Source organism: Paenibacillus glycanilyticus, from assembly GCF_051200795.1.
Lineage (GTDB): Bacteria > Bacillota > Bacilli > Paenibacillales > Paenibacillaceae > Pristimantibacillus > Pristimantibacillus glycanilyticus.
Genome location: NZ_CP195155.1, coordinates 6396945 through 6418163, shown reverse-complemented (window position 1 = coordinate 6418163; position 21219 = coordinate 6396945). Strand labels below are relative to the sequence as shown.

At 54.1% G+C, this 21219-nt stretch carries 19 protein-coding genes; 9 read left to right on the top strand and 10 right to left on the bottom strand.

The genetic code is table 11. The annotated features are described in order from the left end of the window. Window positions 1-3 precede the first annotated feature (3 nt). The gene (locus ACR9FF_RS28950; protein WP_127496172.1) at window positions 4-882 is read left to right on the top strand and encodes an ABC transporter ATP-binding protein; all 879 of its coding nucleotides are present in this window, start codon (window positions 4-6) and stop codon (window positions 880-882) included. Here the strand turns inward: ACR9FF_RS28950 and ACR9FF_RS28945 are convergent. Next, window positions 879-3140, bottom strand: a complete 2262-nt coding sequence (locus ACR9FF_RS28945) for an ATP-binding protein (protein WP_435167437.1) — start codon at window positions 3138-3140, stop codon at window positions 879-881. The genes ACR9FF_RS28950 and ACR9FF_RS28945 overlap by 4 nt on opposite strands. Window positions 3141-3319: 179 nt before the next feature. Then, window positions 3320-3823: a hypothetical protein gene (locus ACR9FF_RS28940; RefSeq protein WP_015847483.1), complete on the bottom strand. Its 504-nt coding sequence runs from the start codon at window positions 3821-3823 to the stop codon at window positions 3320-3322. A 207-nt stretch (window positions 3824-4030) separates the two neighbouring features. On the opposite strand from ACR9FF_RS28940, the gene ACR9FF_RS28935 reads away from it, so the two are divergent. The 5 genes from ACR9FF_RS28935 to ACR9FF_RS28915 all read left to right on the top strand — a co-directional run bounded on the left by ACR9FF_RS28935 (window position 4031) and on the right by ACR9FF_RS28915 (window position 10972). Continuing rightward, the gene (locus tag ACR9FF_RS28935) at window positions 4031-4234 is read left to right on the top strand and encodes a hypothetical protein (RefSeq protein WP_164775516.1); all 204 of its coding nucleotides are present in this window, start codon (window positions 4031-4033) and stop codon (window positions 4232-4234) included. 153 nt (window positions 4235-4387) lie between these two features. Further along, complete coding sequence (gene map, locus ACR9FF_RS28930) at window positions 4388-5134, top strand: type I methionyl aminopeptidase (RefSeq protein WP_127496170.1); 747 nt, start codon at window positions 4388-4390, stop codon at window positions 5132-5134. 258 nt (window positions 5135-5392) lie between these two features. After that, entirely contained in the window at window positions 5393-7630 is a 2238-nt protein-coding gene (locus tag ACR9FF_RS28925) for a bifunctional 2',3'-cyclic-nucleotide 2'-phosphodiesterase/3'-nucleotidase (protein ID WP_435167432.1), read from the top strand. A gap of 76 nt (window positions 7631-7706) precedes the next feature. Next, the gene (locus ACR9FF_RS28920; protein ID WP_435167429.1) at window positions 7707-8867 is read left to right on the top strand and encodes a glycoside hydrolase family 172 protein; all 1161 of its coding nucleotides are present in this window, start codon (window positions 7707-7709) and stop codon (window positions 8865-8867) included. Window positions 8868-9001: 134 nt separating this feature from the next. Further along, a complete protein-coding gene (locus ACR9FF_RS28915; RefSeq protein ID WP_435167426.1) occupies window positions 9002-10972 on the top strand; it encodes a GTP-binding protein in 1971 nt (656 codons plus the stop codon). Between the two features lie 45 nt (window positions 10973-11017). Here the strand turns inward: ACR9FF_RS28915 and ACR9FF_RS28910 are convergent, their stop codons facing one another. Then, complete coding sequence (locus tag ACR9FF_RS28910) at window positions 11018-12067, bottom strand: YeiH family protein (RefSeq protein ID WP_435167423.1); 1050 nt, start codon at window positions 12065-12067, stop codon at window positions 11018-11020. Window positions 12068-12194: 127 nt separating this feature from the next. Here ACR9FF_RS28910 and ACR9FF_RS28905 point away from each other — a divergent pair, with 127 nt between their 5' ends. Continuing rightward, window positions 12195-13091 carry a LysR family transcriptional regulator gene (locus tag ACR9FF_RS28905; RefSeq protein ID WP_435167420.1) on the top strand — a complete coding sequence of 299 codons (897 nt, stop codon included), beginning with the start codon at window positions 12195-12197 and terminating at the stop codon, window positions 13089-13091. A 71-nt stretch (window positions 13092-13162) separates the two neighbouring features. Here the strand turns inward: ACR9FF_RS28905 and ACR9FF_RS28900 are convergent, their stop codons facing one another. From ACR9FF_RS28900 to ACR9FF_RS28880, 5 genes are all read right to left on the bottom strand, one after another. Beyond that, the gene (locus ACR9FF_RS28900) at window positions 13163-13411 is read right to left on the bottom strand and encodes a tautomerase family protein (protein WP_127496165.1); all 249 of its coding nucleotides are present in this window, start codon (window positions 13409-13411) and stop codon (window positions 13163-13165) included. Window positions 13412-13460: 49 nt separating this feature from the next. Continuing rightward, window positions 13461-14093 carry a DsbA family oxidoreductase gene (locus tag ACR9FF_RS28895; RefSeq protein ID WP_435167417.1) on the bottom strand — a complete coding sequence of 211 codons (633 nt, stop codon included), beginning with the start codon at window positions 14091-14093 and terminating at the stop codon, window positions 13461-13463. Continuing rightward, complete coding sequence (locus ACR9FF_RS28890; protein ID WP_127496163.1) at window positions 14090-14632, bottom strand: NAD(P)H-dependent oxidoreductase; 543 nt, start codon at window positions 14630-14632, stop codon at window positions 14090-14092. The genes ACR9FF_RS28895 and ACR9FF_RS28890 overlap by 4 nt, the downstream gene beginning before the upstream one ends. A 92-nt stretch (window positions 14633-14724) precedes the next feature. After that, entirely contained in the window at window positions 14725-15294 is a 570-nt protein-coding gene (locus tag ACR9FF_RS28885; RefSeq protein ID WP_435167412.1) for a TetR/AcrR family transcriptional regulator, read from the bottom strand. 96 nt (window positions 15295-15390) lie between these two features. Then, window positions 15391-16365 (bottom strand): aldo/keto reductase, encoded by a 975-nt coding sequence (locus tag ACR9FF_RS28880; protein ID WP_248756641.1) that lies wholly within the window; start codon window positions 16363-16365, stop codon window positions 15391-15393. 211 nt (window positions 16366-16576) lie between these two features. On the opposite strand from ACR9FF_RS28880, the gene ACR9FF_RS28875 reads away from it, so the two are divergent. Continuing rightward, window positions 16577-16990: a glycosyltransferase gene (locus tag ACR9FF_RS28875; RefSeq protein WP_435167409.1), complete on the top strand. Its 414-nt coding sequence runs from the start codon at window positions 16577-16579 to the stop codon at window positions 16988-16990. Window positions 16991-16993: 3 nt separating this feature from the next. Here the strand turns inward: ACR9FF_RS28875 and dapA are convergent, their stop codons facing one another. Continuing rightward, window positions 16994-17860, bottom strand: a complete 867-nt coding sequence (gene dapA, locus ACR9FF_RS28870) for a 4-hydroxy-tetrahydrodipicolinate synthase (protein WP_435167406.1) — start codon at window positions 17858-17860, stop codon at window positions 16994-16996. Between the two features lie 130 nt (window positions 17861-17990). Between dapA and ACR9FF_RS28865 the strand changes: the two genes are divergently transcribed. Next, window positions 17991-18875: a LysR family transcriptional regulator gene (locus ACR9FF_RS28865; RefSeq protein ID WP_435167403.1), complete on the top strand. Its 885-nt coding sequence runs from the start codon at window positions 17991-17993 to the stop codon at window positions 18873-18875. A 60-nt stretch (window positions 18876-18935) separates the two neighbouring features. Here ACR9FF_RS28865 and ACR9FF_RS28860 read toward each other — a convergent pair whose 3' ends face one another. Next, on the bottom strand, window positions 18936-21029 hold the full coding sequence (locus tag ACR9FF_RS28860; RefSeq protein ID WP_435167400.1) for a multicopper oxidase family protein: 2094 nt from the start codon (window positions 21027-21029) through the stop codon (window positions 18936-18938). Window positions 21030-21219: the final 190 nt, after the last annotated feature.

Sequence of the window (21219 nt, the reverse complement as noted above, 5' to 3'; positions counted from 1 at the left end):
CCGTTGATCCATTGCGAAGGTTTGGTCAAAATTTACAAGGCAAACGAACTGGAAGTGTTCGCGCTGCAAGGCCTTGACCTCCATGTGGAGGCCGGGGAGCTGATGGCGATTATCGGCAACAGCGGCAGCGGCAAATCCACGCTTTTGAATATGCTGGGCGGGCTTGACCGTCCGACGGCAGGCAGTCTGACGGTGGACGGCAAGGATCTGATGAAGTTCAAGGAACGGGACTTCGTGAAATACAAGCGGGAAAGCGTAGGCTTCGTCTGGCAAAATAACGCCAGGAACCTGATTCCTTACCTGACCGCGCAGCAAAATGTCGAGCTGCCGATTCTGCTGAACGGCCGCCGCAAGCAGCAGCGGGCGCGCGAGCTTCTCGAAGCGGTGGGATTATCCCACCGCGCCCATCATAAGCTGCAGCAGCTGTCCGGCGGGGAGCAGCAGCGGGTGGCGATCGCCATCGCGCTGGCCAATCATCCGCGGCTGCTGCTGGCCGACGAGCCTACCGGCTCGGTCGATACGAGGATGGCGGCGCAAATTCTGGAGTTGTTCCGCACGCTTAACCGGGAGCTGGGGCTTACGGTCGTTATCGTAACCCATGATCCGGAGCTGGCCCGCAAGGTGGACCGCGTGGTAGCGATCCGGGACGGCAAAATCTCTTCGGAGATGCTGCGCCGCAAATCGTATATGGAGGAGCTTGCCGAGCTGGCGGAGGATGAGGCGGAGAGGGAATCTCATGTCGAGTATGCCGTGCTGGACAAAGCAGGCCGCCTCCAAGTGCCGCATGGCTATTTGGAGGCGGCTGGATTCAAGGATCACCGCAAGGCGCGGGTCCAGCTGGAGAACGGCAGAATTATGCTGTCTCCGCCAGAAGAGGGTTAACGAAAGGGAATGCGGATTTCGACGCAGGTCCCTTCGCCGGGCTTGCTGTCGTACCGGATCGTTCCTTTATGATGCTGGATAATTTGATGACTGATCATAAGGCCGAGGCCGTTGCCCTCGGTCTTTCGCGTGAAGAAAGGCTCGCCGAGCCGCGCAAGGTCCTCCTCGGGGATACCCACTCCTTGATCCTTGATCCGGATCAGAATGTTCTCTTCCGATTCCCGCGCAAGCTCCAGCGTCAGCTCGCCGCCGTCCGGCATAGCTTCCATGCCGTTTTTCATCACATTCACAAGCACCTGCTTAAGCTGGTTGGATTCGCATCGAAGAGGCGGAACCCCGGGCTCCAGACAAGTGATCATCTGAACGTTATGAATATTGGCCTCGGAGTCCAACAGAACGATAATATCATTCATGATCGCATACAAATCCGCTTCCTGATAACGATCGGCCTGCGGCTTCGCGAATACGAGAAACTCGCTTACGATGAGGTTAATCCGGTCTAGCTCCGAAAGCATGATGTTCAAGTAAGATTTGTCCAGTCTGCTGTCCTTCTGCATCAGCTGAACGAAGCCGCGCAGGGTGGTAAGGGGGTTGCGGACTTCATGGGCGACGCCCGCCGCAAGCTGCCCGACAACCGACAGCTTCTCCGACCGGCGCATGATTTCCTCCGTCCGTTTGCGCTCGGCAATATCCCTCGCAATGGATGCGTAAGCGACAAAATATCCGCGTTCGTCCCGAATGCCGGACAACGTAATGCTCACTTCAACCGGCTGCCCGTCTTTGCGGTACAGAACGGTCTCATAGTCTGTTACCTGCCCGCCGTTCAGAATGGTTTTTCCTTTCTCGCTAAGCTCGGCCAAAATCTCGGGTTTAAACATGGGCAGCTTCTGTCCGGCAGCCTCCGCCAGCGTCCAGCCGAACATCGTCTCAAAGGCCTTGTTCGCATCTATCGTTCTGCCCTCAAGATCCACGACATGAATGGCGTCGGAGGTATTGTTGATGAAGGACTCCAGATACTGCTTCGTATGGAGAAGCTCCTTGGCCGCAGCGGTAAGCTGCGTCTGGTAACTGTGCAGATTGGAGCTCATGGCGTTGACCTGCGAAGCTAACGCGCCAAACTCGTTATTGCTGTCGATAACGATCTGTTCGCCGAAGTTGCCCCGCGAGATATCGTGGACCCGCTGCATAATCATCTCCAATGTCCGGATCATGAATCCGGCAATAAAGGAGCTGCAGGCGACGGCAGCGCCCATCAGGCAAAGCGAGATCAGAATTTGAATAAACAGCTGATGATACAAAGGCTGCTTGATGGCTGCATAATTGATGTTCACGACAATGACGGATTTGCTTGTCCCCGACATCGGGATAAAGCTCTTCAACACTTTATGGCCATGAATTTTTGCTTTTGTCGTGACAATCGCCCCGGTCTGATCGGCTTTCATCAGATTGGTGTAATCATGGAGATCGACGTAATTGTACCGGCCGAATATCATGCTCTTGTTATCCAGCTTGTAGGGAGGTACATTATCCTTCATTAAAATAACTTGGGGATCTTTATAAAAGGCCGGACTGAACCCGGAAATTTCAAGAATGGAAGGGTTATCCGCAATGATCTGCTGTGCAATGGCATCGCTGCTCTTCAAGTTTTCCAGATTAAAGAATGCACCGGCATGGACAATCGGATTGATCAGGTAGTTGGTTTTGTCATTATAATAAAAGCCCAATTTATTGACGTCATTCAAATCGGAAGGAATGATCGTAATCGGCGGAGACCAGAAATGATTCAGCTTCTGTCCTTGGGGAATGATGACCTGGCGCATTTCGAACAGCTGGCTGAATGCGGTATACCAATAACCTAGCGCTTTGGAGCTTGCCCCAATCGCCTTGGGATTGGAGGACTTCTGAGCAGTGATGTCGTCTCCGTCCTTCGCCCAGAGCGTAATATAGTCCACGCCCAGCTCCTGGCTCAGCATGACGAGCTGCCCGTTCGTAATCTTGTTGATATCGGGACCCAGCTTGCGTTGCGCGGAGATGGAAGCGAGCCGAAGCTTCTCGCCGACGGAATCCTCGATCAGCTGCTTGGATCTTTGCGCGGCGTCAAGGGTTTCGCCAATCTGCTTGGCGATGCCCACCATTTGCTGCTCGGCGTCCCTTTGCAGCTGGGAAGAGGTGGAGAAGTAGTAAATCGATAAGTTTAGGCTTAGGATGACAATGACGGTAAGCGATATGAACCAGGCCAGCTTGGTCTTGATAGACAAACGGTATTCCTCCTGAAGGTGCACAGCAATAGGATTATTTTACATATGGAATCTAGTATATCGCAGTTGGGAGAGCAGGAACATAGCGGATTGTGTCGAAACTATCGATTAATTGTTAAATAGAAAAAGAGCATCCTCCAACCCGAGGCTGCTCTTTCTGTTTTGAAGCGTAAAACGCACTAATGCTCTTTGCGGCGCATAACCAGGGCGGCTGCCCCTACAATGATCAGCGCGATAGCGAGGAACGGACGTACAACCTCTACTTGATTGAGGAATGTTCCAAGCGAGAACACGGCGAAGAACAACAATCCCAGCACGAGCAGGATGTTGATCGGAATCAGCAGCCACTTGTTGCGGTTGCCGAACCAGTAGAACTCGAAGAGGCCGGCTGCAACCGCGACGATAAAGCCGGGCCACATATACTCCCAGTTATTGAAGAGCATGGCGATCTGCGACGTCACGCCGGACACCAGCAGGATACCGCCCGGGATCAGGACGCCGATCCCTTTTCTCCCCGTCATGGAAAAATAAAGCCAGTGGAAGAACAGACCAAGCGGGATTACGAACAAGCTTGGCCAGAAGTAGCCGAACAGGTTACCCGGTCCGAAATGCATTCCCTTATTCAACAGTAAGTATGCTCCGAGAAGAATAAATACAGGGCCAAGAATGGTCCTTTTATTCATTGCGCTCATCTCCTTTAGGTACAGCATATCATGCGGGTTTTTGGAAGTCCTCATTCTTTAGGCTACAACCGGAACCCGACTAAAGTCCAGTCCTGTAAAAAATTCGTCGTATTAGTCATAATCTCACAGATTACGACATTTTACACCTCTTGTAGGATTCTATGAAAGCGCTATTATTAAGGTATAAAGAAACAGGAGGTGATTACGATGAGCCATGAAGAAGAAGTCGTTCAAGCAGCAGCTGAGGAAGCTGTTGAAGAATCCGCTGAAGAGGTTGTTGCGGCTGCCGAAGAAGAGGTAGTTGAAGCAGCTGAAGAAGAAGCGGCGGTAGCCGAAGAAGAGGCTGCTGATTCCGAGGAAGAAGAGACTGATGCTGAAGAAGCATCCGATGACGAAGCAGAAGAACAATGATTACGGTCATTTTATAAAATATAGCGGTTTTTCAATAACCCCCTCCGGACCCGGAGGGGGTTATTTTCGCTTGCGCAAGGGATATAGTATTTGCATGTAAGCTTGTCGCTTTGGTATGCTCATTATTGAACACCATATAAGGGAGAAGCACACATGATTATTATTAAGACGGAAGCGGAAATCAACCGCATGCATGAAGCCGGCAAGATTTTGGCCGAAATCCATAGACAAATCGCGAAGTTAATCGCACCGGGCATTACGACCCACGAGATTGATCAATTCGCCGAGAAGCTGATGAAGCAATATGGCGCGACACCGGAACAGAAGGGCTACAAAGGCTATCAGTACGCAACCTGCGCATCGGTCAACGATGTCATCTGTCACGGCTTTCCGAAGAAGGAGAAGCTGAAGGACGGCGACATCGTAACGATCGATATGGTCGTTAACCTGAACGGCTGGCTGGCAGACTCCGCCTGGTCCTATCCGGTAGGCAATGTCTCCGAAGAAGCGGACCGCTTGCTGCGCGTGACTAAAGAATCCCTTTATAAAGGGATCGAAAAAGCCGTTGCCGGCAACCGGATCGGGGACGTGTCCCATGCGATCCAGGCTTATGCCGAGGCCGAAGGCTTCTCGGTTGTCCGCGATTTCATCGGACATGGCATCGGGCAAGAGATGCACGAGGATCCGCAGGTGCCGCATTACGGGCCGCCTAACAAAGGTCCGCGGATTAAGGAAGGGATGGTCTTCACCATTGAGCCGATGCTGAATGTGGGAACCTACCAAATGAAGATCGACGCGGACGGCTGGACGGCGCGCACAAGAGACGGCAAGCTGTCCGCCCAGTATGAGCATACGATTGCGATTACGGCGAACGGTCCGGTTATTCTGACCGAGCAATAACAATTAGCCGCGAATAAGGGGATACGGGTTGAATGGCTGAGGCCATCATCCCGTATCCCCTTTTTTTACATCCGTTCAGGCCCTTTCTGAACGAAAGAAAACCTTACATAATTAGTAATAAAATTACAAAATAATTGCGTGACAATTCAGATTACTTCCCCTAAAATGAGGAAAATGATGCCGCCGTCATCCAGTTATTTCATCTCTGTGTAAGGTGAGCATCGACAAATAGGGATAGATAGGGAGGATTTTGCTTTGGTGAAGTCAAGTAAATCAACATGGAAGCGGACACTCTCGGCTGTTGTGGCAGCAGGCTTAACGGTGTTGCCGTTGCCCGCGGCCGCGTCTGCGGCAGACAGCGGGACTACGGTTGAGCTGCGGATTATGGAGACGACGGACCTGCACGTAAATATCGTGAACTACGATTATTTCGCGGACAAGCCTACGGACGAGTACGGCTTTGCCAAGACGGCGACCTTGATCAAGCAAGCGCGGGAGGAAGCGGCGAACAGTCTCCTGTTCGATAACGGGGATTTGATTCAAGGCAACCCGCTTGGCGACTATGTGGCGACGGTGGACCCTCTGAAGCAGGGGGAGACGCATCCCGTGTACAAAGCGCTTAATCTGCTTGATTACGATGCGGGAAATATCGGCAACCATGAATTCAACTACGGGCTTGATTTCCTGAAAAATTCGATTGGCGGAGCCGACTTTCCTTACGTAAACGCGAACGTGTATATCGATGACGGCGATAAAGACGAGACGAATGACAAGAACTATTTTACCCCTTATCTTATTCTCGACAAGGAAGTGAAGGACGAGACCGGCGCCGTTCATAAGCTGAAGGTTGGCGTTATCGGTTTTGTGCCGCCGCAGATTCTGCAGTGGGATAAAGCCAAGCTGGAAGGCAAGGTTATAACGAAGGATATCGTGAAGACCGCCGAAAAATTCGTGCCGGAGATGAAAGCCAAGGGAGCCGATATTATTATCGCGATTCCGCATTCCGGCTTTGAGGATATTCCGCAGACGGATCAGATGGAAAACTCGGTGCTCTACTTAAGCAAAGTGAAGGATATTAACGCGATCCTGTTCGGCCATGCGCACAAGGTATTTCCGGACAAGTCGTTTGAAGGGAAGACTGGCGTTGATCTGACGAAAGGGACGATTAACGGAGTGCCGGCCGTTGAACCGGGCTTCTGGGGCAACAATCTTGGCATTATTGATCTGAAGCTGCAGCTGGCAGACGGCAAATGGACCGTTGCGGATTCGAAAACAGCGGTGAAGCCGATCTTCGATACGGTGAACAAGAAGCCGCTGGTTGACGCGGATCAGGAAGTTCTGGATGCGGTAGCCGAGGACCATCAGCATACGCTGGATTACGTTCGCGGACCGGTAGGGACAACGACGGCTCCGATAAACAGCTTTTTTGCGCTGGTGCAGGATGACCCGTCGATTCAAATCGTGACCAATGCGCAGAAATGGTACGTGGAGAAGCAGCTACAGGGGACCGATTACGAAGGGATTCCGGTCTTGTCGGCAGGGGCGCCGTTTAAGGCGGGCGGTCGGCAAGGTCCCGCTTATTACACCAACATTCCCGCGGGCAGCATCGCGATTAAGAACGTAGCCGACCTGTATCTGTATTCCAACACGGTGAATGCGGTGCTTGTAACCGGAGCGGAGCTGAAGGAATGGCTGGAATGGTCGGCTGGCCAGTTCAATACGATTGACCCGGCTTCGAGGGAGAAGCAGGAGTTGATCAACTATGATTTCCCTACTTACAACTTTGACGTTATCGACGGGGTGACTTACCAGATCGACGTCTCGAAGCCCGCGAAATATAAAGCTGACGGGACGGTATTAAACGCGAAGTCCAGCCGGATTGTGAATCTGAAATACGAGGGAAAACCTATTGATCCGGCGAAGAAATTCGTCGTTGCGTCTAACAACTACCGCGCTTCGTCCAGCAAGTTCGCGAATCCGGACGGCAAGCGGATTATACTGGCTTCGCCGGACGAGAACCGCCAGGTCATCATTGACTATATTCGCTCGTTCAAGACCATTAACCCGACAGCGGACGGCAACTGGTCGCTTGCGCCGATCAACGACAAGGTGAATGTTGCCTTTAAGACTTCGCCGGATGCGAAAGCTGCGGCAGCAGAAGTCAAATCGCTTTCTTACGTTGGCTCAACGGAAGACGGTTACTCGGAGTTTAAGTTAAGCTTTGCGGCTCCGGCAACAACTGTTCCCAAGCCGCCTGCGAAGCCCGATCCGAAGCCGCCAGTGAAACCGGAACCGCCTGCGAAGCCGGAGCCAAAGCCCGATCCGAAGCCGGAGGCTCCTGCCGATATCGTCTACACGGTGAAGAAGGGCGATACGTTATGGGAGATTGCCCGTAATTACGGCACAACCTGGCAGCAGCTTGCGAAATACAATAAGCTGAAAAATCCGAATCGGATTTACGTAGGCCAAAAGCTTCTTATACCGACAGGCAAATAAGAGGTGAAATCAAGATGACTCCCGAATATGTTCGGGAGTCATCTTTCATTTATCTGCTTAAAAAGGAGCGGTTAGGATGCACGAATTGTATTTGCGCAGGGAAGGGACTTCCCATCGCGATTCCAGTTGGGACAGAACCGGAGGCAATCGGGATTTTCTGGAGATTAAAGCCGGAACGACGGCGGTGATCTCCGATATCGAAGGCTCCGGCATTATCAAGCATATTTGGATGACGATTGGCGCCCGGGACAAATACGCCTTCCGCAAAGTGCTGATCCGCATGTATTGGGACGGAGAAGCCGAGCCTAGCGTGGATTCCCCCGTTGGCGATTTCTTTGGGGTTGGGCATGGCGTGGCCAGCCACTATGTGTCCATGCCGCTTAATATGATTACGACCCAAGGCGTGGTGGAGAATAAAGCGGCCATGAACTGCTTCTTCGAAATGCCCTTCCGCCAAAGCGCGCGGATCGAGATCGTCAACGAATGCGAGAACGATATGGTGCTTTACTTCTACGTGGACTACGTGAAGCAGCCGGTGTCCGAGGACAGCTTCTATTTCCATGCCTCATGGAGAAGGGAGAATCCGACCAAGGGTACGGCGGATCTTGACCAGCTTAAGGCGGAGCAGGATCGGCAGCATAAGCCGAATTACGCGCAAGACGATAAGGTGAGCGAGATGAAGAATCTGACGGGCGACGAGAACTACGTCCTGCTGGATGCCGAAGGCGAAGGCCATTACGTAGGCTGCAACCTGAGCATTGATCACATCAACCCCGTTCCGGGCTTCAGCTGGCCGGGCGAAGGGGATGACATGTTCTTCATTGACGGCGAGCCTTGGCCGCCGCGCCTGCATGGCACGGGGACGGAGGATTATTTCTGCGCCGCTTGGGGTTATCCGTCCGGTCAATATTACGCGCCTTATCACGGATTGTCGCTATACGCCCCGATTCGGGAGAACGGCGATGCGTGGAAGGAGAGCAATACGATTTCGTTTAACGATTATTCCGGCAAAATGACGCAATACCGCTATCATATAACTGATCCGATTATTTTCAGAAAATCCATACGATTCAGCATCGAACACGGGCATGCCAACTGTCAGGCCAATGACTATTCGTCCGTTGCGTATTGGTATCAGCGCGAGCCGCATAAGGCTTTCCCGGAGATGCTGCCCGTAGAGCTTCGGCTGCCGCTTGCCGAGAAGGAAAGCGCGAGACGGTTCTACCGCACCTTTTAATTTTTATAAAGGAACAGCTCATCCGGGGATGGGCTGTTTTTTTGGTATTGTCCATCCGTTCAGGTTGCGTTAGTCTGTAGGAAGAAGCAGGTACAGCATGCCGCAGGCTGCGGAAGAAATGGAGAACCAGGGCAATGACGGGCAGAAGCAGCGCCGGACGGCGCAACGTAGGCATCTTCGCGCATGTGGATGCGGGGAAAACAACAACGACCGAGCATATGCTGTTTGTCAGCGGACGGACGCGTGCGCTTGGCAGCGTAGACGCGGGGACGGCATTAACGGATTGGCTGGATGTGGAGAAGGAGCGGGGCATCTCGGTACGGGCGGCAACCACCTCCTTCGTATGGCGGGATACAACGATTAATCTTGTGGATACGCCGGGGCATGTCGATTTCCTGTCGGAGGTGGAGCGTTCGCTTCGGGTGATGGACGGCGCCGTGCTGATCGTATCCGCGGTGGAAGGCGTGCAGGCGCAAACGGAGATGATCTGGAGCGCGCTGCGCAAGCTGGGTATTCCGACGATTATTTATATCAATAAAATGGACCGGATCGGCGCTGACCGCGAAGCGGTATTGCGGGATATCCGCAGCTATCTGACTCCGGATTTGATAGAGGTACAGTATCCGATCGGAAACGAGCAGCAGTTCGCGGGCTCTGCGGATTCGTGGGGAACGGATGCCGATGAGGAAGCAAGAACCGCATTGGTGGAAGCGATTGCGGAACGGAATGAGGAGCTGCTTCAGCAATATATAAGCGGCGAAGCCGAGGATTGGAAAAGCCATGCTTCCGGAATGACGAAGCGGGCGGAGCTGTTCCCGGTATTGTACGGCGCATCCGGAAGAGGAATCGGCGTAAATGAGCTGATGGATGCCGTCATCGATTATTTGCCTGAGCCAGGCGGGAATCAGGAAGCGCCGCTGTCCGGTATTGTGTTCAAGATCGAGCGCGATAAGACGATGGGGCGCATGGCTTTTGTCCGGCTGTACGAAGGGACGATGCGCAACCGGGACGTGATCCGGAATCATACGCAGAATATCGAGGAAAAGGTCACGCAAATCCGCAAGGTGGAGGGCAGCCGCTCGGAGGATCTTGGCACGCTGGAAGCAGGCGATATCGCGGCCGTATGCGGCATGTCGCATGTGAGGATCGGCGATATTATCGGCGATCCGGGTGCCGTGCCGGAGGAAGTGCGGCTTGCGGTGCCGCTGCTTACGGTACAGGCGCATTGGGCCGATCAGCAGCAGTATCCCGCCGTTGTGGCGGCGCTTCAAGAGCTGTCGGACGAGGATCCGCTGCTGGACGTGCAGTGGCTGCAGGATGAGCGGGAGCTGCACGTGAAGGTGATGGGCCCGATTCAGCTCGAGATTCTGACAAGCGTGCTCGAGAACCGGTATGGCCTGCAGGTGAGCTTCGGCCAGCCGTCGGTCATCTACAAGGAGACGCCAAGCCAGCCGGGCGAAGGCTATATCGCGTATCTGATGCCGAAGCCTTGCTGGGCAATCCTCCGGTTCCGCATTGAACCGGGCGAGCGCGGAAGCGGGCTTCGTTACGAAGCGTTTGTCCGCTCGGAGGATCTGCTTCCGCAATACCAGAACGAGGTGGCAAGACGCGTGCCGGAGGCACTGCAGCAGGGGCTGAAGGGCTGGGAGGTCGTTGACCTGAAGGTTACGCTGATCGAAGGCCAGCATCATGTGTGGCATACGCATCCGCTTGATTTTGTCGTGGCGACGCCAATGGCCATTATGAACGGACTGGATTCGGTGGGCACAAAGCTGCTAGAGCCGGTGCTCCAATTCCGAATCGTTGTACCGGAGGAGAACGGAGGCCGCGTCATGAATGATATTGTCCTTATGCGGGGGACGTTCGAGGCGCCAACGCTGCAAGGCGACCGGCTTCTTATCGAAGGGCGCGTGCCGGCGGCAACGTCGCTCGAATACTCGATGGAGCTGAACTCGCTCACGAAGGGGCGCGGCACGATGGCGACCTTCTTCGCGGGGTATGAAGAGTGCCCGCCCGATGTAGAGGCGGAACGGACACGGCGCGGCGTGAATCCGCTGGATCAGTCCAAATATATATTAAGCGTCCGCAAGGCGCTGCAAGGATAAGAAAAGCTGGCCGCAACCCGTGCAAGGGGGCGGCCAGCTTCTTTATTAATACACATAGTGGACAAGCAGGTAAGTCGCAGCCGAGAGCAGCACGGTAGCGGCTGCCATCGCGGCAAGCGGGCGCAGCGCTTTGTCTTTAAGGGCTCGCAGATCCACGTTCAGGCCAAGGCCAACCATAGCCATCGCAAGCAGGAACGACGGGGCATTCAGCAGCTGATCGGTTACATGGGCCGGCAGCTCTAGAGGTGTGCCGGGCGACAGGCTCCCGAAGAGGCTCATAGCCGCGAAGCCAAGCAGGAACCACGGGAAGGCAATGGTTGCTCCAGAGGCGTTATTGCCCTTGTTCCTGCGTTTCATGATCAGCATCAGAATAAAGCTGACCGGTACGAGCAGCAGCACCCGGCTTAGCTTCGCAAGCAGACCGGCGTTAATGGCGTCCTGGCCGGCTGCGGCCGCAGCCAGAGGCACATGGGCGATCTCATGGAGCGTAAGGCCGCTCCATATTCCGTATTGCCCGGCAGTAAGCGGAAGCAGCGGCTGTAGAACGGTATAGCCGATAGCGGCGGCGGTACCGATTAAGGCGATCAGACCTGCGCTGACCGCGGTGTCTTCGTCGCGGGCTTTCACAATGGGGGATACGGCAGCGATTGCCGCCGCTCCGCATATGCCGGTGCCGATGCCAAGGAGCAGGGACAGCGGAGCATCGGCCTTCAGCAGACGGGCGATGCCAAGGGTTAACCCTACGGCAAGGATGATCGTAACGGCGCCTTGCAGCAGGAGGGCCGGACCTTGGTGGAGCAGCAGACTGATATTCAGCCGCAGTCCGCATAATACAATTGCGAGCCGAAGGAGATGCTTCGAAGCGAATTGAATGCCTGCTCTTAGTCTCTCCGGGTATCCTAGAAATTGCCGGACGATAATGGTGCCCGTCAGCGCCAGGGCCATCTGACCGAGACGATCAAGTCCCGGCAGGCGGGCCAGCTCATAGGCGGCTGTTGCAATTGCGGCCGTCAGCAGCAGGCCGCACAGCCAGTTCAGCGGCTGAAGGAAACGTTTATTTTTAGGAGTAAAGGTAGAATGGGTTAACGTACTCATCTGTCGTCACCTCGACGTTTGTTGTTGGTTGATGAGTTTAGTTTAACCAGATCTTTACGATAAGAAAAATAAATAGTTATAATAATTATAATAATGAATTACTTATGATTGGAGGTTGATTAAAAGCGTGGATCAGTCGTTACTCGTGTTTATGACGGTTGCGGAGACGCGTCATTTTACGCGTGCCGCAGAGGCGCTTCATATGACCCAGCCGGCAGTCAGCCAGCATATTCAAGCGCTGGAGAGCAACATCGGAACCAAGGTGCTCGACCGAAGCAACAAGCATGTCCGGTTAAGCAAAGCAGGGGAGATTGTGTATAAGCATGGCAAAGAAATAGAGGCATTGTATACCCGCATGCAGCGGCTGGTGGACGATCTGATGCATAACGCCAGCGGCATGCTTTCCATTGGCGCCAGCTATACGTTTGGGGAATACGTGCTGCCGCATGCCATTGCTTATTTGCAGGTGCACTATCCGCTTATTAAGCTGACCATTACAATCGGTAACACGAAGGAGATCAGCTCTCTAGTTGCCGGAGGGCAGCTGGATATCGGCATTGTGGAAGGCGAGCTGGAGCATGGGAAGCTGTACGCGGAGTCTTTGGCCAAGGATCGGCTGTACGTCGTGACGGCTTCGTCCCATCCTTTTGCCGCGGCTGACGATATTGATGCCGTAAGGCTGCAGCAGGAGACCTGGATCGTCAGGGAAGAGGGCTCGGGGACGCGGGAGGTGACCGATCGGATGTTTCTTGAGCAGGGTTTGAGTCCGGAGAACCGCATGGTATTCGGCAGCACACAGATTATCAAGGAGTCCGTCGAGGCGGGCCTTGGCATCTCGTTATTGTCCCATTGGGCGGTGCGCAAAGAGATCGCGCTTGGCACCGTCAGCAGGCTGACCGTTGGCGGCAGGCCGGTGGAACGCGATTTCTCGCTTCTCACCGGAATGCATCAACAGCATACGAAGGCGGCCGAGGTGTTTATCCAAATTTTGCGGGAGCGAAAGGGCTGGCCGGAGCAGGCTTAATAGAAAAGCTGTCCACCTCGTCATGGGATTGCGGGGTGAACAGCCTGCGGTTTGAAGCTCATTCTTAATTCTTATTCTTTGGAGGCAGCCTTCTCGGCAGCTACCTTGCGGCGATACTCCAGAGCGGGCAGACCGCCCCAGCCCCAATTATCGGTATCGACTTCCTCAATAACGACAAAGGTGGACTCGAGCGGCTTATTCAGTACGTTCAGCAGCAATTCGCTGACGCCTTTAATAAGGGCGGCTTTTTCTTCCGCGGTAATCGAATCTCGTTCGGGCGACGTGCCTTCACGCGTGACTTGAATGTTTACGATAGGCATAATCATCTTCTCCGTTCCTTTTAGTTTTTTAAGGCTATTGTTTGATCTATTAATCCTGCATGAAGGCATGGACCAAATCAGAAGGGGATTGCAGACCGGATAGGGCATATTTCTCGTTTATCACGTAAAAAGGAACGCCCCGGATACCAAGCTGCTGCGCGTCGCGCTGTCCTTCCTCTACCTTATCAAGTCCTTCCCCTTTGATAAGTCGGGTTTTCAGATCCTCGCGATCATACGCGACTCCGCTTGTCTGCGCTATTTCCACAAGCGTGTCCACATTGCCAATGTCCAATCCTTGTTCGAAATAAGCCGTATACAGGTTCAAAATCAAATTCGACTGCAGGTGCTCCGGCGTTATCGCGATCAACTGATGCGACAATTCCGTATTTGGCGTAAGTTTTACGAGATCCATATTGTAATTCAGGCCGAAACGAGCGCCGGTCTGGTTATACTGCTTCATTCTCGCTTCGAATTGCGCTTCTCCGCCTAATCGGCCGATCATCACCTTCCGGTAGTCCTCGCCTTCCTTGCGAATGCCCGGATTTAACTGGTACGCATGGTATCGTACCGTAGCGTTTACGCCTTCCGGAAGCTCCTTGAGCGCGGTTCTGAGGCTAGCATCCCCCATTCGGCACCAAGGACATACCGTATCCATAAAAACGTCGATCGTTACGCTTTTCATTTGGCCACCGCCAGCGGTTTAACCGTTCTAAGGTGTTCGACGTAGGCTTTGCTGCTCTGGGCCAGACGCTCCGGCGTTACATCGGATGTGTCGTTGACCGTGAAATGCGGCAGGTAGACGGCACTGATGAAACGCGCGCTCGCTTGAAGCGGCGCTAAGATCTGCTCCAGCGTAAAGCCGTTGGAACCGGTTGGCTGATACGAATCCGCCGTGCCGTAAGTCGAGATCGCGGCCCCGATTTCTTTGCCTTTCGTTGCGGTAGCTTCAGGACCGTAAGCCCAATTGTACTGCAGCACGGAATCGAACCATCTTTTTAGAAGCGGCGGCGTGCTGTACCAGTAGAGCGGGTATTGGAAAATGATGCGGTCATGCGCTTCCACAAGCTGCTGCTCGCGCTGAACGTCGATGTTCTCGGTTGGATATTCCTTGTAAAGATCGTGAATCGTGATATCGCCTTGCTTCTTCAGCTCCTCGACCCATGCTTTGTTCCAGTTGGATGCTTCCAGGTTAGGATGCGCTACGATTACGAGTGTTTTCATTGATTTTCTCTCCATTCGTTTGTTGGTATAAATGCTGTTTTGTCTATCTACTGAAAGGTAGGTAGAGTAGTGAAAAAGATCCGCTTTGCCCGTTAAGCTAAAGCGGATAGAACTCCATCGGCAATAATCGCAAACCGGTTTGCATCCCGGTAGCTTCTTGCAAGCAGCTGCGCCCCTTGAAGGGAAGCCAAAATCAGATGCGCCCGCGTGCTGGCCGAGCCTTCGAAACGCAGATGACCTTCACGGCGGCCTTCTTCCAGAACGCGCTCCACCCACGCTAAGTTGGCGGTAAAGAAATCCGCCAGCTTTGCCCCAACCTTCTCCGAAAGGGTAGCCAGATCCGAAGAAAGCATAACGCTCAGGCAGGTGCAATAACTATCGACCGGGATACTGAAGATATTGATGTATTTGCGTAACTTGTCCAGATTGTTCTGCGTATCGGCGTCAATTTGAGCGACGGTAGCCAGGAATCCCTTATGATACCGGGTAATCAACGCTTCCCCTAGATCCTCCTTATTCGGAAAATGGTAATGGATGCTTGCTGTGCGGATACCAATCTTCTCAGCAATGTGAGCGTAGCTGAAGCCGTTAAATCCGACTTCCTGCACAAGCGCCTGGGCGGTATCAAGGATCAAATCAGCCGTGTTTTTGTTACTGTTCATGTACGCATTCTACCTTTCAGTAGGTATAAAAGTCAATATCCTGTTTCATCCAAAAACTGAAGACTTCTTGATGCCTGCCCGTGCGAATCCGTTTGCCTAAGGCAAACGGTATAGCGCAAACGGTTCGCCATGACGGAATGAACGGCTTAATGTATCCAGCTCGTCCAGCGCCGCCGCATCAAGCGGAAGCTCCACGCTGCCCAGATTATGCTCCAGCTGCTCCGTGCTTGTAGCGCCAACGATAACGGTTGAGACGGCAGGCTGCTTCATCAGCCAAGCCAGGGACAAGACGCTGGCAGAGCAGCCAAGCTTGCCTGCCAGCTCGCTGACCTGGCTTCCAAGCGCAAGATTGCTCTCGCCGAAGAAACGCGTGAAGCCCGGGTTGGTCGCAGCACGGGAACCTTCAGGAGCTTCCTCGCCCGCGCGGTATTTGCCCGTCAAAATTCCGCCTGCCAGCGGGAAGTAAGGAATAATGCCTACGCCTTGATCGAGGCACAGGGGCACAAGCTCGCGCTCCGGCGTCCGGTCAGCCAGCGAATAGCTAGTCTGAGTGGAAACGAACCGGTTCAGGCCAAGGCGGTCGCTAAGTCCAAGAGCCTTCATCAGCTCCCAAGCGGCATAGTTGGAGGCGCCGATATACCGGACTTTCCCGGATCGGATCATATCCTCGAGCGCCCGCAGCGTTTCCTCGAGAGGTGTCTCCGGGTCAAAGGTGTGAATTTGATACAGGTCAACGTAGTCGGTCTTGAGCCGTTTCAAGCTGTCTTCCAGCTCCAGCATCAGATGGTAGCGGGAGGAGCCTTTTGCATTGGGACCTTCTCCTCTGACGAGCCCGGCTTTGGTTGCCAATACAACCTCATGGCGTCTGCCCGCAAGCGCTGCGCCGATGATGGCTTCCGAAGCCGTTGCCGAGTAAATATTAGCCGTATCGATAAAATTGATTCCGCGGTCGATGGCCGCGTGAAGAATGCGCGCCGAAGCGGCTTCGTCTGCCCGCGAACCAAAGGAATTTGTACCGAGGCCTAACGCGGATACCTTCAGTCCGCTTCCTCCCAGCCGGTTGTATAACATTGTTAAGGTCATCCCCTTTTCTTGGATCAAATGAATGTTGCAGTTAGTATAGCAAAATGTGGGCATTACAAGCTATATGCGAATCAGGCTTGTCGTGCTATATTTGACATAAAAGTAAAGCGTTTACTTATACTTAAATTAAGGGGAATTTAAGCTGTATCGATTATAGTAGCAGTATAGAGCAACATTTTGTCCGAAGGGGATGGGGAAAATGACGCGTCTGCCAGTTACCTACTCGATTATCGTGCCGGTCTGCAATGACGAGGAATCGCTGTTTGGCGCTTATAAGCGCCTGAAGCAAATCATGAAGCCTGCCGCCGCCAGCTACGAATTTATTTTTGTCGATAACTACAGCACAGACCGGTCGGCTGATATGCTGCGCGTCTTTTGCGCGGCGGATATCCGCGTGAGAGCGATCTATTTGTCGGCCCGCTGCGGCCATGCCGCCGCGATCGCGGCAGGCATTGACCATGCGGTGGGCTCCGGAATCGCCGTTATGGAAGTAAAGCCGTTTGACCGCAAAGCAGACATGGCCGAGCTGGCAAGCCCGCATCCGGCTTATACGATTCGGTCGATGGAAGGCTTTACTCATTCCCCGCTGTGGGAAGCTATTCCGGCCGGCTAGAGGCTACAGCCAGGCATTCAGCTGCTGCCGCAGCTCCTCCGACACCGGAGTAAGCGGCAAGCGGATATGCTCAGAGGCTATGCGGCCCTGCCGGGCAAGAAGATATTTTAACGGAGCGGGATTCGGCTCCCGGAACAGCAGACGGATTAAGGGAAGCAGAGCGCCGAAGGCCTGCCTGCTTGCTTCAAGCTGGCCTAGCATGAACTGCTCATACACCTCTACGAAAGCCGTTGTCCGGACGCTAGCGGATGCAAGCATGCCGCCGGCTGCGCCGCAGCAGAGCATAGCATGAAAGTAAAGATCTTCCCCGCATAAGACCGGCTTGTGATCCCCGCTGCTTGCTAGCTCGATCATCAGTTCGATTCCGCCGGAGCTGTCTTTGATCCCGATGACGCCGTCCAGGTCCAGAATGGCGCGGACCGTATCCGGAGCAAGGCATATTCCCGTGCGCGAAGGAATCTCATAAGCCACGATCGGCAGGCCCGTGCTTGCTGCCTGTCTGTAGTGCTCGATGATGCCCTCCTGGGAAGGACGGCTGTAATAGGGCACAACAACAAGGGCGGCATCCGCGCCAAGCTCTCCTGCAATTGCGGTTTTCCTCACGGTGGAAGCCGTATCGTTCGTTCCCGTCCCAACAATGACCGGACGGTTCATAGGCCCGCAGACCAAGCGCGCGGCTGCCGTAAGAGCCGCCATTTCCTCCAGCGTGACCGTCGGGGATTCTCCCGTTGTTCCGTTTACCACGATCCCGTTTACGCCATCCTCAACCAGCTGCTTCACATAGGATTGGAATGAGCGGATATCCACTTCTCCGCCAGCCCCCATAGGTGTTACCACCGGTACGTAAATTCCTGTCATTTCCGTTAGCATTTCCAGCGCCTCCCGTTTGATTTATGAATTCTGTCTTTACTGTAGCATGGTTGAAGTATTACAGTTATCTATAATGATTCATGACTGGCATCAATAATTTCAATAATTAGATACAAGCCGAGGTGGGAGCATGGAGCTGGTTTATTTGCAGACCTTTTGCGAGGTAGCGAGAAGGCGGAGTATTACGCGTGCCGCGGAAGAGCTTGGTTATGCGCAGTCCAGCGTAACCATTCAGATTCAGAAGCTGGAGAAGGAATACGGAGCGCCGCTGCTGGAACGGTTCGGCAGACAAATGCGCCTGACGCCGCCCGGCGAGAAGCTGTATGCATTGGCCGTTCAAATGCTGGAGCTGTATGAGCAATCGAAGGAAACGGTCGCGGGTTATGCGGGAGGTACGCTTGTGATCGGCGCTATCGATTCGCTGGCGGCTTATTTCCTGCCTCCATACCTGCAGAAGCTGCGCCAGCTGTTTCCCGAGCTGACCATCCAGCTTCAGCCGGACCGCGAATCGCACATTATCAGCAAGGTGAAGGACGGTGAATACGATATCGGTCTGCTGCTTGACGCCAAGCCCGCCGATGCGTCGCTGGAATGCCGGCCGCTGCGCGAAGAACCGCTGGTATTAGCTGCGCCGGCAGGCCATCCGCTTGCCGATCACTCCCGGATTGAGCTGGAAGATTTGAGCGGCATGGAGCTTATCATGTCGGAGGAAAGCTGCGTGTACCGGGGAATGTTCGAGAAGGTGCTGCGGCAGGGCGGGATCGCCTTTAACGCCTTGTTCGAGCTCGGCAATCCGGAGGCGGTGAAGCAATGCGTCGTGAACGGTCTAGGCCTCGCATTGCTGCCCCGCATGGTAGTTGCGGAAGATATGAAGCAGGGACGATTAGCGGCTCTCCCGTTCATCCATCCGGAAATCCGTTTTGACCTGCAGTATTTGATTCATCCCCGCAAATGGATGTCGCAGCCGCTTCAAGCGTTTATCGCTCTGCTCCGCGAAGGGGAAGATCATAAATAATAAATAAAGGACGCGAGACTGTTCCTGCACAGGACCAGCCTCGCGTCTTCTCATTCGTTATTATTCGGGATGATTATGCGTAGCCGTACCTACCGTATACGGAGATGTAATGCCTTCGTACATCAAATGCATCGTCATGCCTGCCGCCGCATGGGCGAGATTATGGCAGTGGTCCATCCACAGTCCCGGATTATCGGCTGCAAAAGCGACTTCGTAGACTTCTCCAGGAGCTGCATCAAGCGTATCGGTCCACCAGGGGCTGCCGTCTGCGGCTTCGCCGTTCCGCGACAGGACCAGCATATGATGCCCGTGAAGATGCATCGGATGCTCAACGGCGCCGCGGTTTATAATCGTTGTTTTCACAAGCTCGCCTTCGCGGACCATAAACATCGGCGTATCCGGGAACACTTTGCCGTTAATCGTATAGTTAAGCGCGAGCTTGCCGTCAAAGAACCCAAGCTGGTTATCCAGCACCATCGTAAATTCCCGATCGAAATGGCTGTTTGCGTCAAAAGGCGTTGCAGCCGGCGTCCCGTAATGGGTCGGGTCAAAGATCGGCATGTCAGCTGCATGCTTTGGCAAATCGCCTTGCCCGTCCGGGCTCATCACGATGCCCAGCTTGCCGCCCGGACCCACGCTTAAGGTTACCGGCGTGTCCGGCATGGTGAAGGTCAAGTCGTATCGGCCGCCCGTAATCAGATCAAGTCTAACATTTTTCAGATCCTGCGGTTCATGAAGCTCCGTTCCGTCAATGGCCGCCACTTTGAAGGAGGCTCCTAGCAGCGCATAAGACTGTCGGACCCAGTCATCCGTATTGATGAGGCGTAGACGTACCGGAGTTCCCGGCGCGATCTTTGTATGCTGGATGCCTTCGTTATCCCCGATGGCAACGCCCCGGTTATCCCAGATATGGGTCATCACCGTGATGTCTTTTGTATTTGGAGGCATTCCTTCCTCCGGCTCGACCACCAGCGGGCCAAACAGCCCTTTTTCCACGGCTTCCTGCGAATCCTGATGGGAATGGTACCAGAAGGTGCCGACCTGATTGGCTACGAACCGGTACGTATAGGTATCGCCGGGCATGACGGCATTTTGCGTTGCTCCGGCCACGCCGTCCTCCGCATTGGGAACGTCAAGGCCATGCCAGTGCAGCGTTACGCCTTCCTCGATATCTTTGTTAATCAGCTTGACCTCGACCAGCTGCCCTTTCTTGAAGCGCAGTTCCGGTCCGGGCGTCTGACCGTTATAGGTCCAGGCTTCTACCGTTCGTCCGGAAGCCAGCGTAATGGTCTTCTTCTCGGCAGTTAGCGTAAACGAAACATCGGCTTTTCCTTCCGCGGGGCCTGTCAGACTGTCGACGGAGATCTCCTTCACGGGTTCTGCCGATGCCGTAACGGCACCGCTGTGATGGTCATGGGCAAGTGCCGTACCCGTTCCGTTATCCATCGGACCATCCGTCATGGAGATCTTCTCGGGCAGCTTGCTGGCTTCTAACGCGCCGTAAAACGGGATGCTTCCTATTGCCAGAACAACCGCGAATACGGCCATCCGTCGCAGGAACCGCATCAGGGGACGGTTAACCGGCTTTGTTCCGGTCAAGCTTACTCTTGAGCTGCGGTTAAGATGCGTCAGCCAGAGAACCATCCCGGCGATAAGAAGCAGTACCAGCGGGATGGTTCCGTTCATGACGTCGAACGGAATCGTGGTCGTGAACGTCCAATACAGGCCGGTCAGGGAGCCAAGCGCTACGAATTGGTAAGGCGCAACAAGCGCGGGCTGCGAAGCCCGGCTCAGCAGTCTGACGTCAAGCGGCGCTTCCGTCCTGCGCATCGTCGCTTGCCGGATGCGGCGAAGGCGGGGGAACGCGCCAAGCCATATCATCAGCATCGGAACAATCAGGACGGGCGGGATGAGCAGGCGGTCCCGCCAGAAGACGGAATCCGTAACCGCCATAAGCCATATGATGCCTGCAAGAACGCCCGCGCAGGAAATGGACAAGAAGACGGCCCAGGTTATTAATTTATGCGCTTTTCGGTTTAAATTCGCCTCTGAACCGCTGAATAGCAGGGCGGACGCCTTGTTGCCGGCAATCCAGGCGAGCAGCAGGGTAAGAAGCAGGAAGCCCCTTGCCACGCTAATAGCTGCAAAATACATACAATCGATTCCTCCGTCCCGGACTTTGCCGCGGAAAATAGTGCATCGGATTCCAAGAAGCCAAGGAAGCTATCCTGTCCGCGATGTGATAATATAGTCATAGTTCATTGTAGCGCCGGCGGACATTCGCCTTAACCGTCCCGAGATGGGATTTGCACTGGACTTTGGGCCGGGAGAAGAAACGTATGCC

What these genes read in the sequence shown, in the direction of transcription:
- ACR9FF_RS28940 (WP_015847483.1), bottom strand. Translation starts at nt 3,823, where the DNA reads ATGAATAAAAGGACCATTCTTGGCCCTGTATTTATTCTTCTCGGAGCA.
- ACR9FF_RS28935 (WP_164775516.1), top strand. Translation starts at nt 4,031, where the DNA reads ATGAGCCATGAAGAAGAAGTCGTTCAAGCAGCAGCTGAGGAAGCTGTT.
- map (WP_127496170.1), top strand. Translation starts at nt 4,388, where the DNA reads ATGATTATTATTAAGACGGAAGCGGAAATCAACCGCATGCATGAAGCC.
- ACR9FF_RS28920 (WP_435167429.1), top strand. Translation starts at nt 7,707, where the DNA reads ATGCACGAATTGTATTTGCGCAGGGAAGGGACTTCCCATCGCGATTCC.
- ACR9FF_RS28915 (WP_435167426.1), top strand. Translation starts at nt 9,002, where the DNA reads ATGACGGGCAGAAGCAGCGCCGGACGGCGCAACGTAGGCATCTTCGCG.
- ACR9FF_RS28910 (WP_435167423.1), bottom strand. Translation starts at nt 12,067, where the DNA reads ATGAGTACGTTAACCCATTCTACCTTTACTCCTAAAAATAAACGTTTC.
- ACR9FF_RS28900 (WP_127496165.1), bottom strand. Translation starts at nt 13,411, where the DNA reads ATGCCTATCGTAAACATTCAAGTCACGCGTGAAGGCACGTCGCCCGAA.
- ACR9FF_RS28895 (WP_435167417.1), bottom strand. Translation starts at nt 14,093, where the DNA reads ATGAAAAGCGTAACGATCGACGTTTTTATGGATACGGTATGTCCTTGG.
- ACR9FF_RS28890 (WP_127496163.1), bottom strand. Translation starts at nt 14,632, where the DNA reads ATGAAAACACTCGTAATCGTAGCGCATCCTAACCTGGAAGCATCCAAC.
- ACR9FF_RS28885 (WP_435167412.1), bottom strand. Translation starts at nt 15,294, where the DNA reads ATGAACAGTAACAAAAACACGGCTGATTTGATCCTTGATACCGCCCAG.
- ACR9FF_RS28880 (WP_248756641.1), bottom strand. Translation starts at nt 16,365, where the DNA reads ATGTTATACAACCGGCTGGGAGGAAGCGGACTGAAGGTATCCGCGTTA.
- ACR9FF_RS28875 (WP_435167409.1), top strand. Translation starts at nt 16,577, where the DNA reads ATGACGCGTCTGCCAGTTACCTACTCGATTATCGTGCCGGTCTGCAAT.
- dapA (WP_435167406.1), bottom strand. Translation starts at nt 17,860, where the DNA reads ATGCTAACGGAAATGACAGGAATTTACGTACCGGTGGTAACACCTATG.
- ACR9FF_RS28865 (WP_435167403.1), top strand. Translation starts at nt 17,991, where the DNA reads ATGGAGCTGGTTTATTTGCAGACCTTTTGCGAGGTAGCGAGAAGGCGG.
- ACR9FF_RS28860 (WP_435167400.1), bottom strand. Translation starts at nt 21,029, where the DNA reads ATGTATTTTGCAGCTATTAGCGTGGCAAGGGGCTTCCTGCTTCTTACC.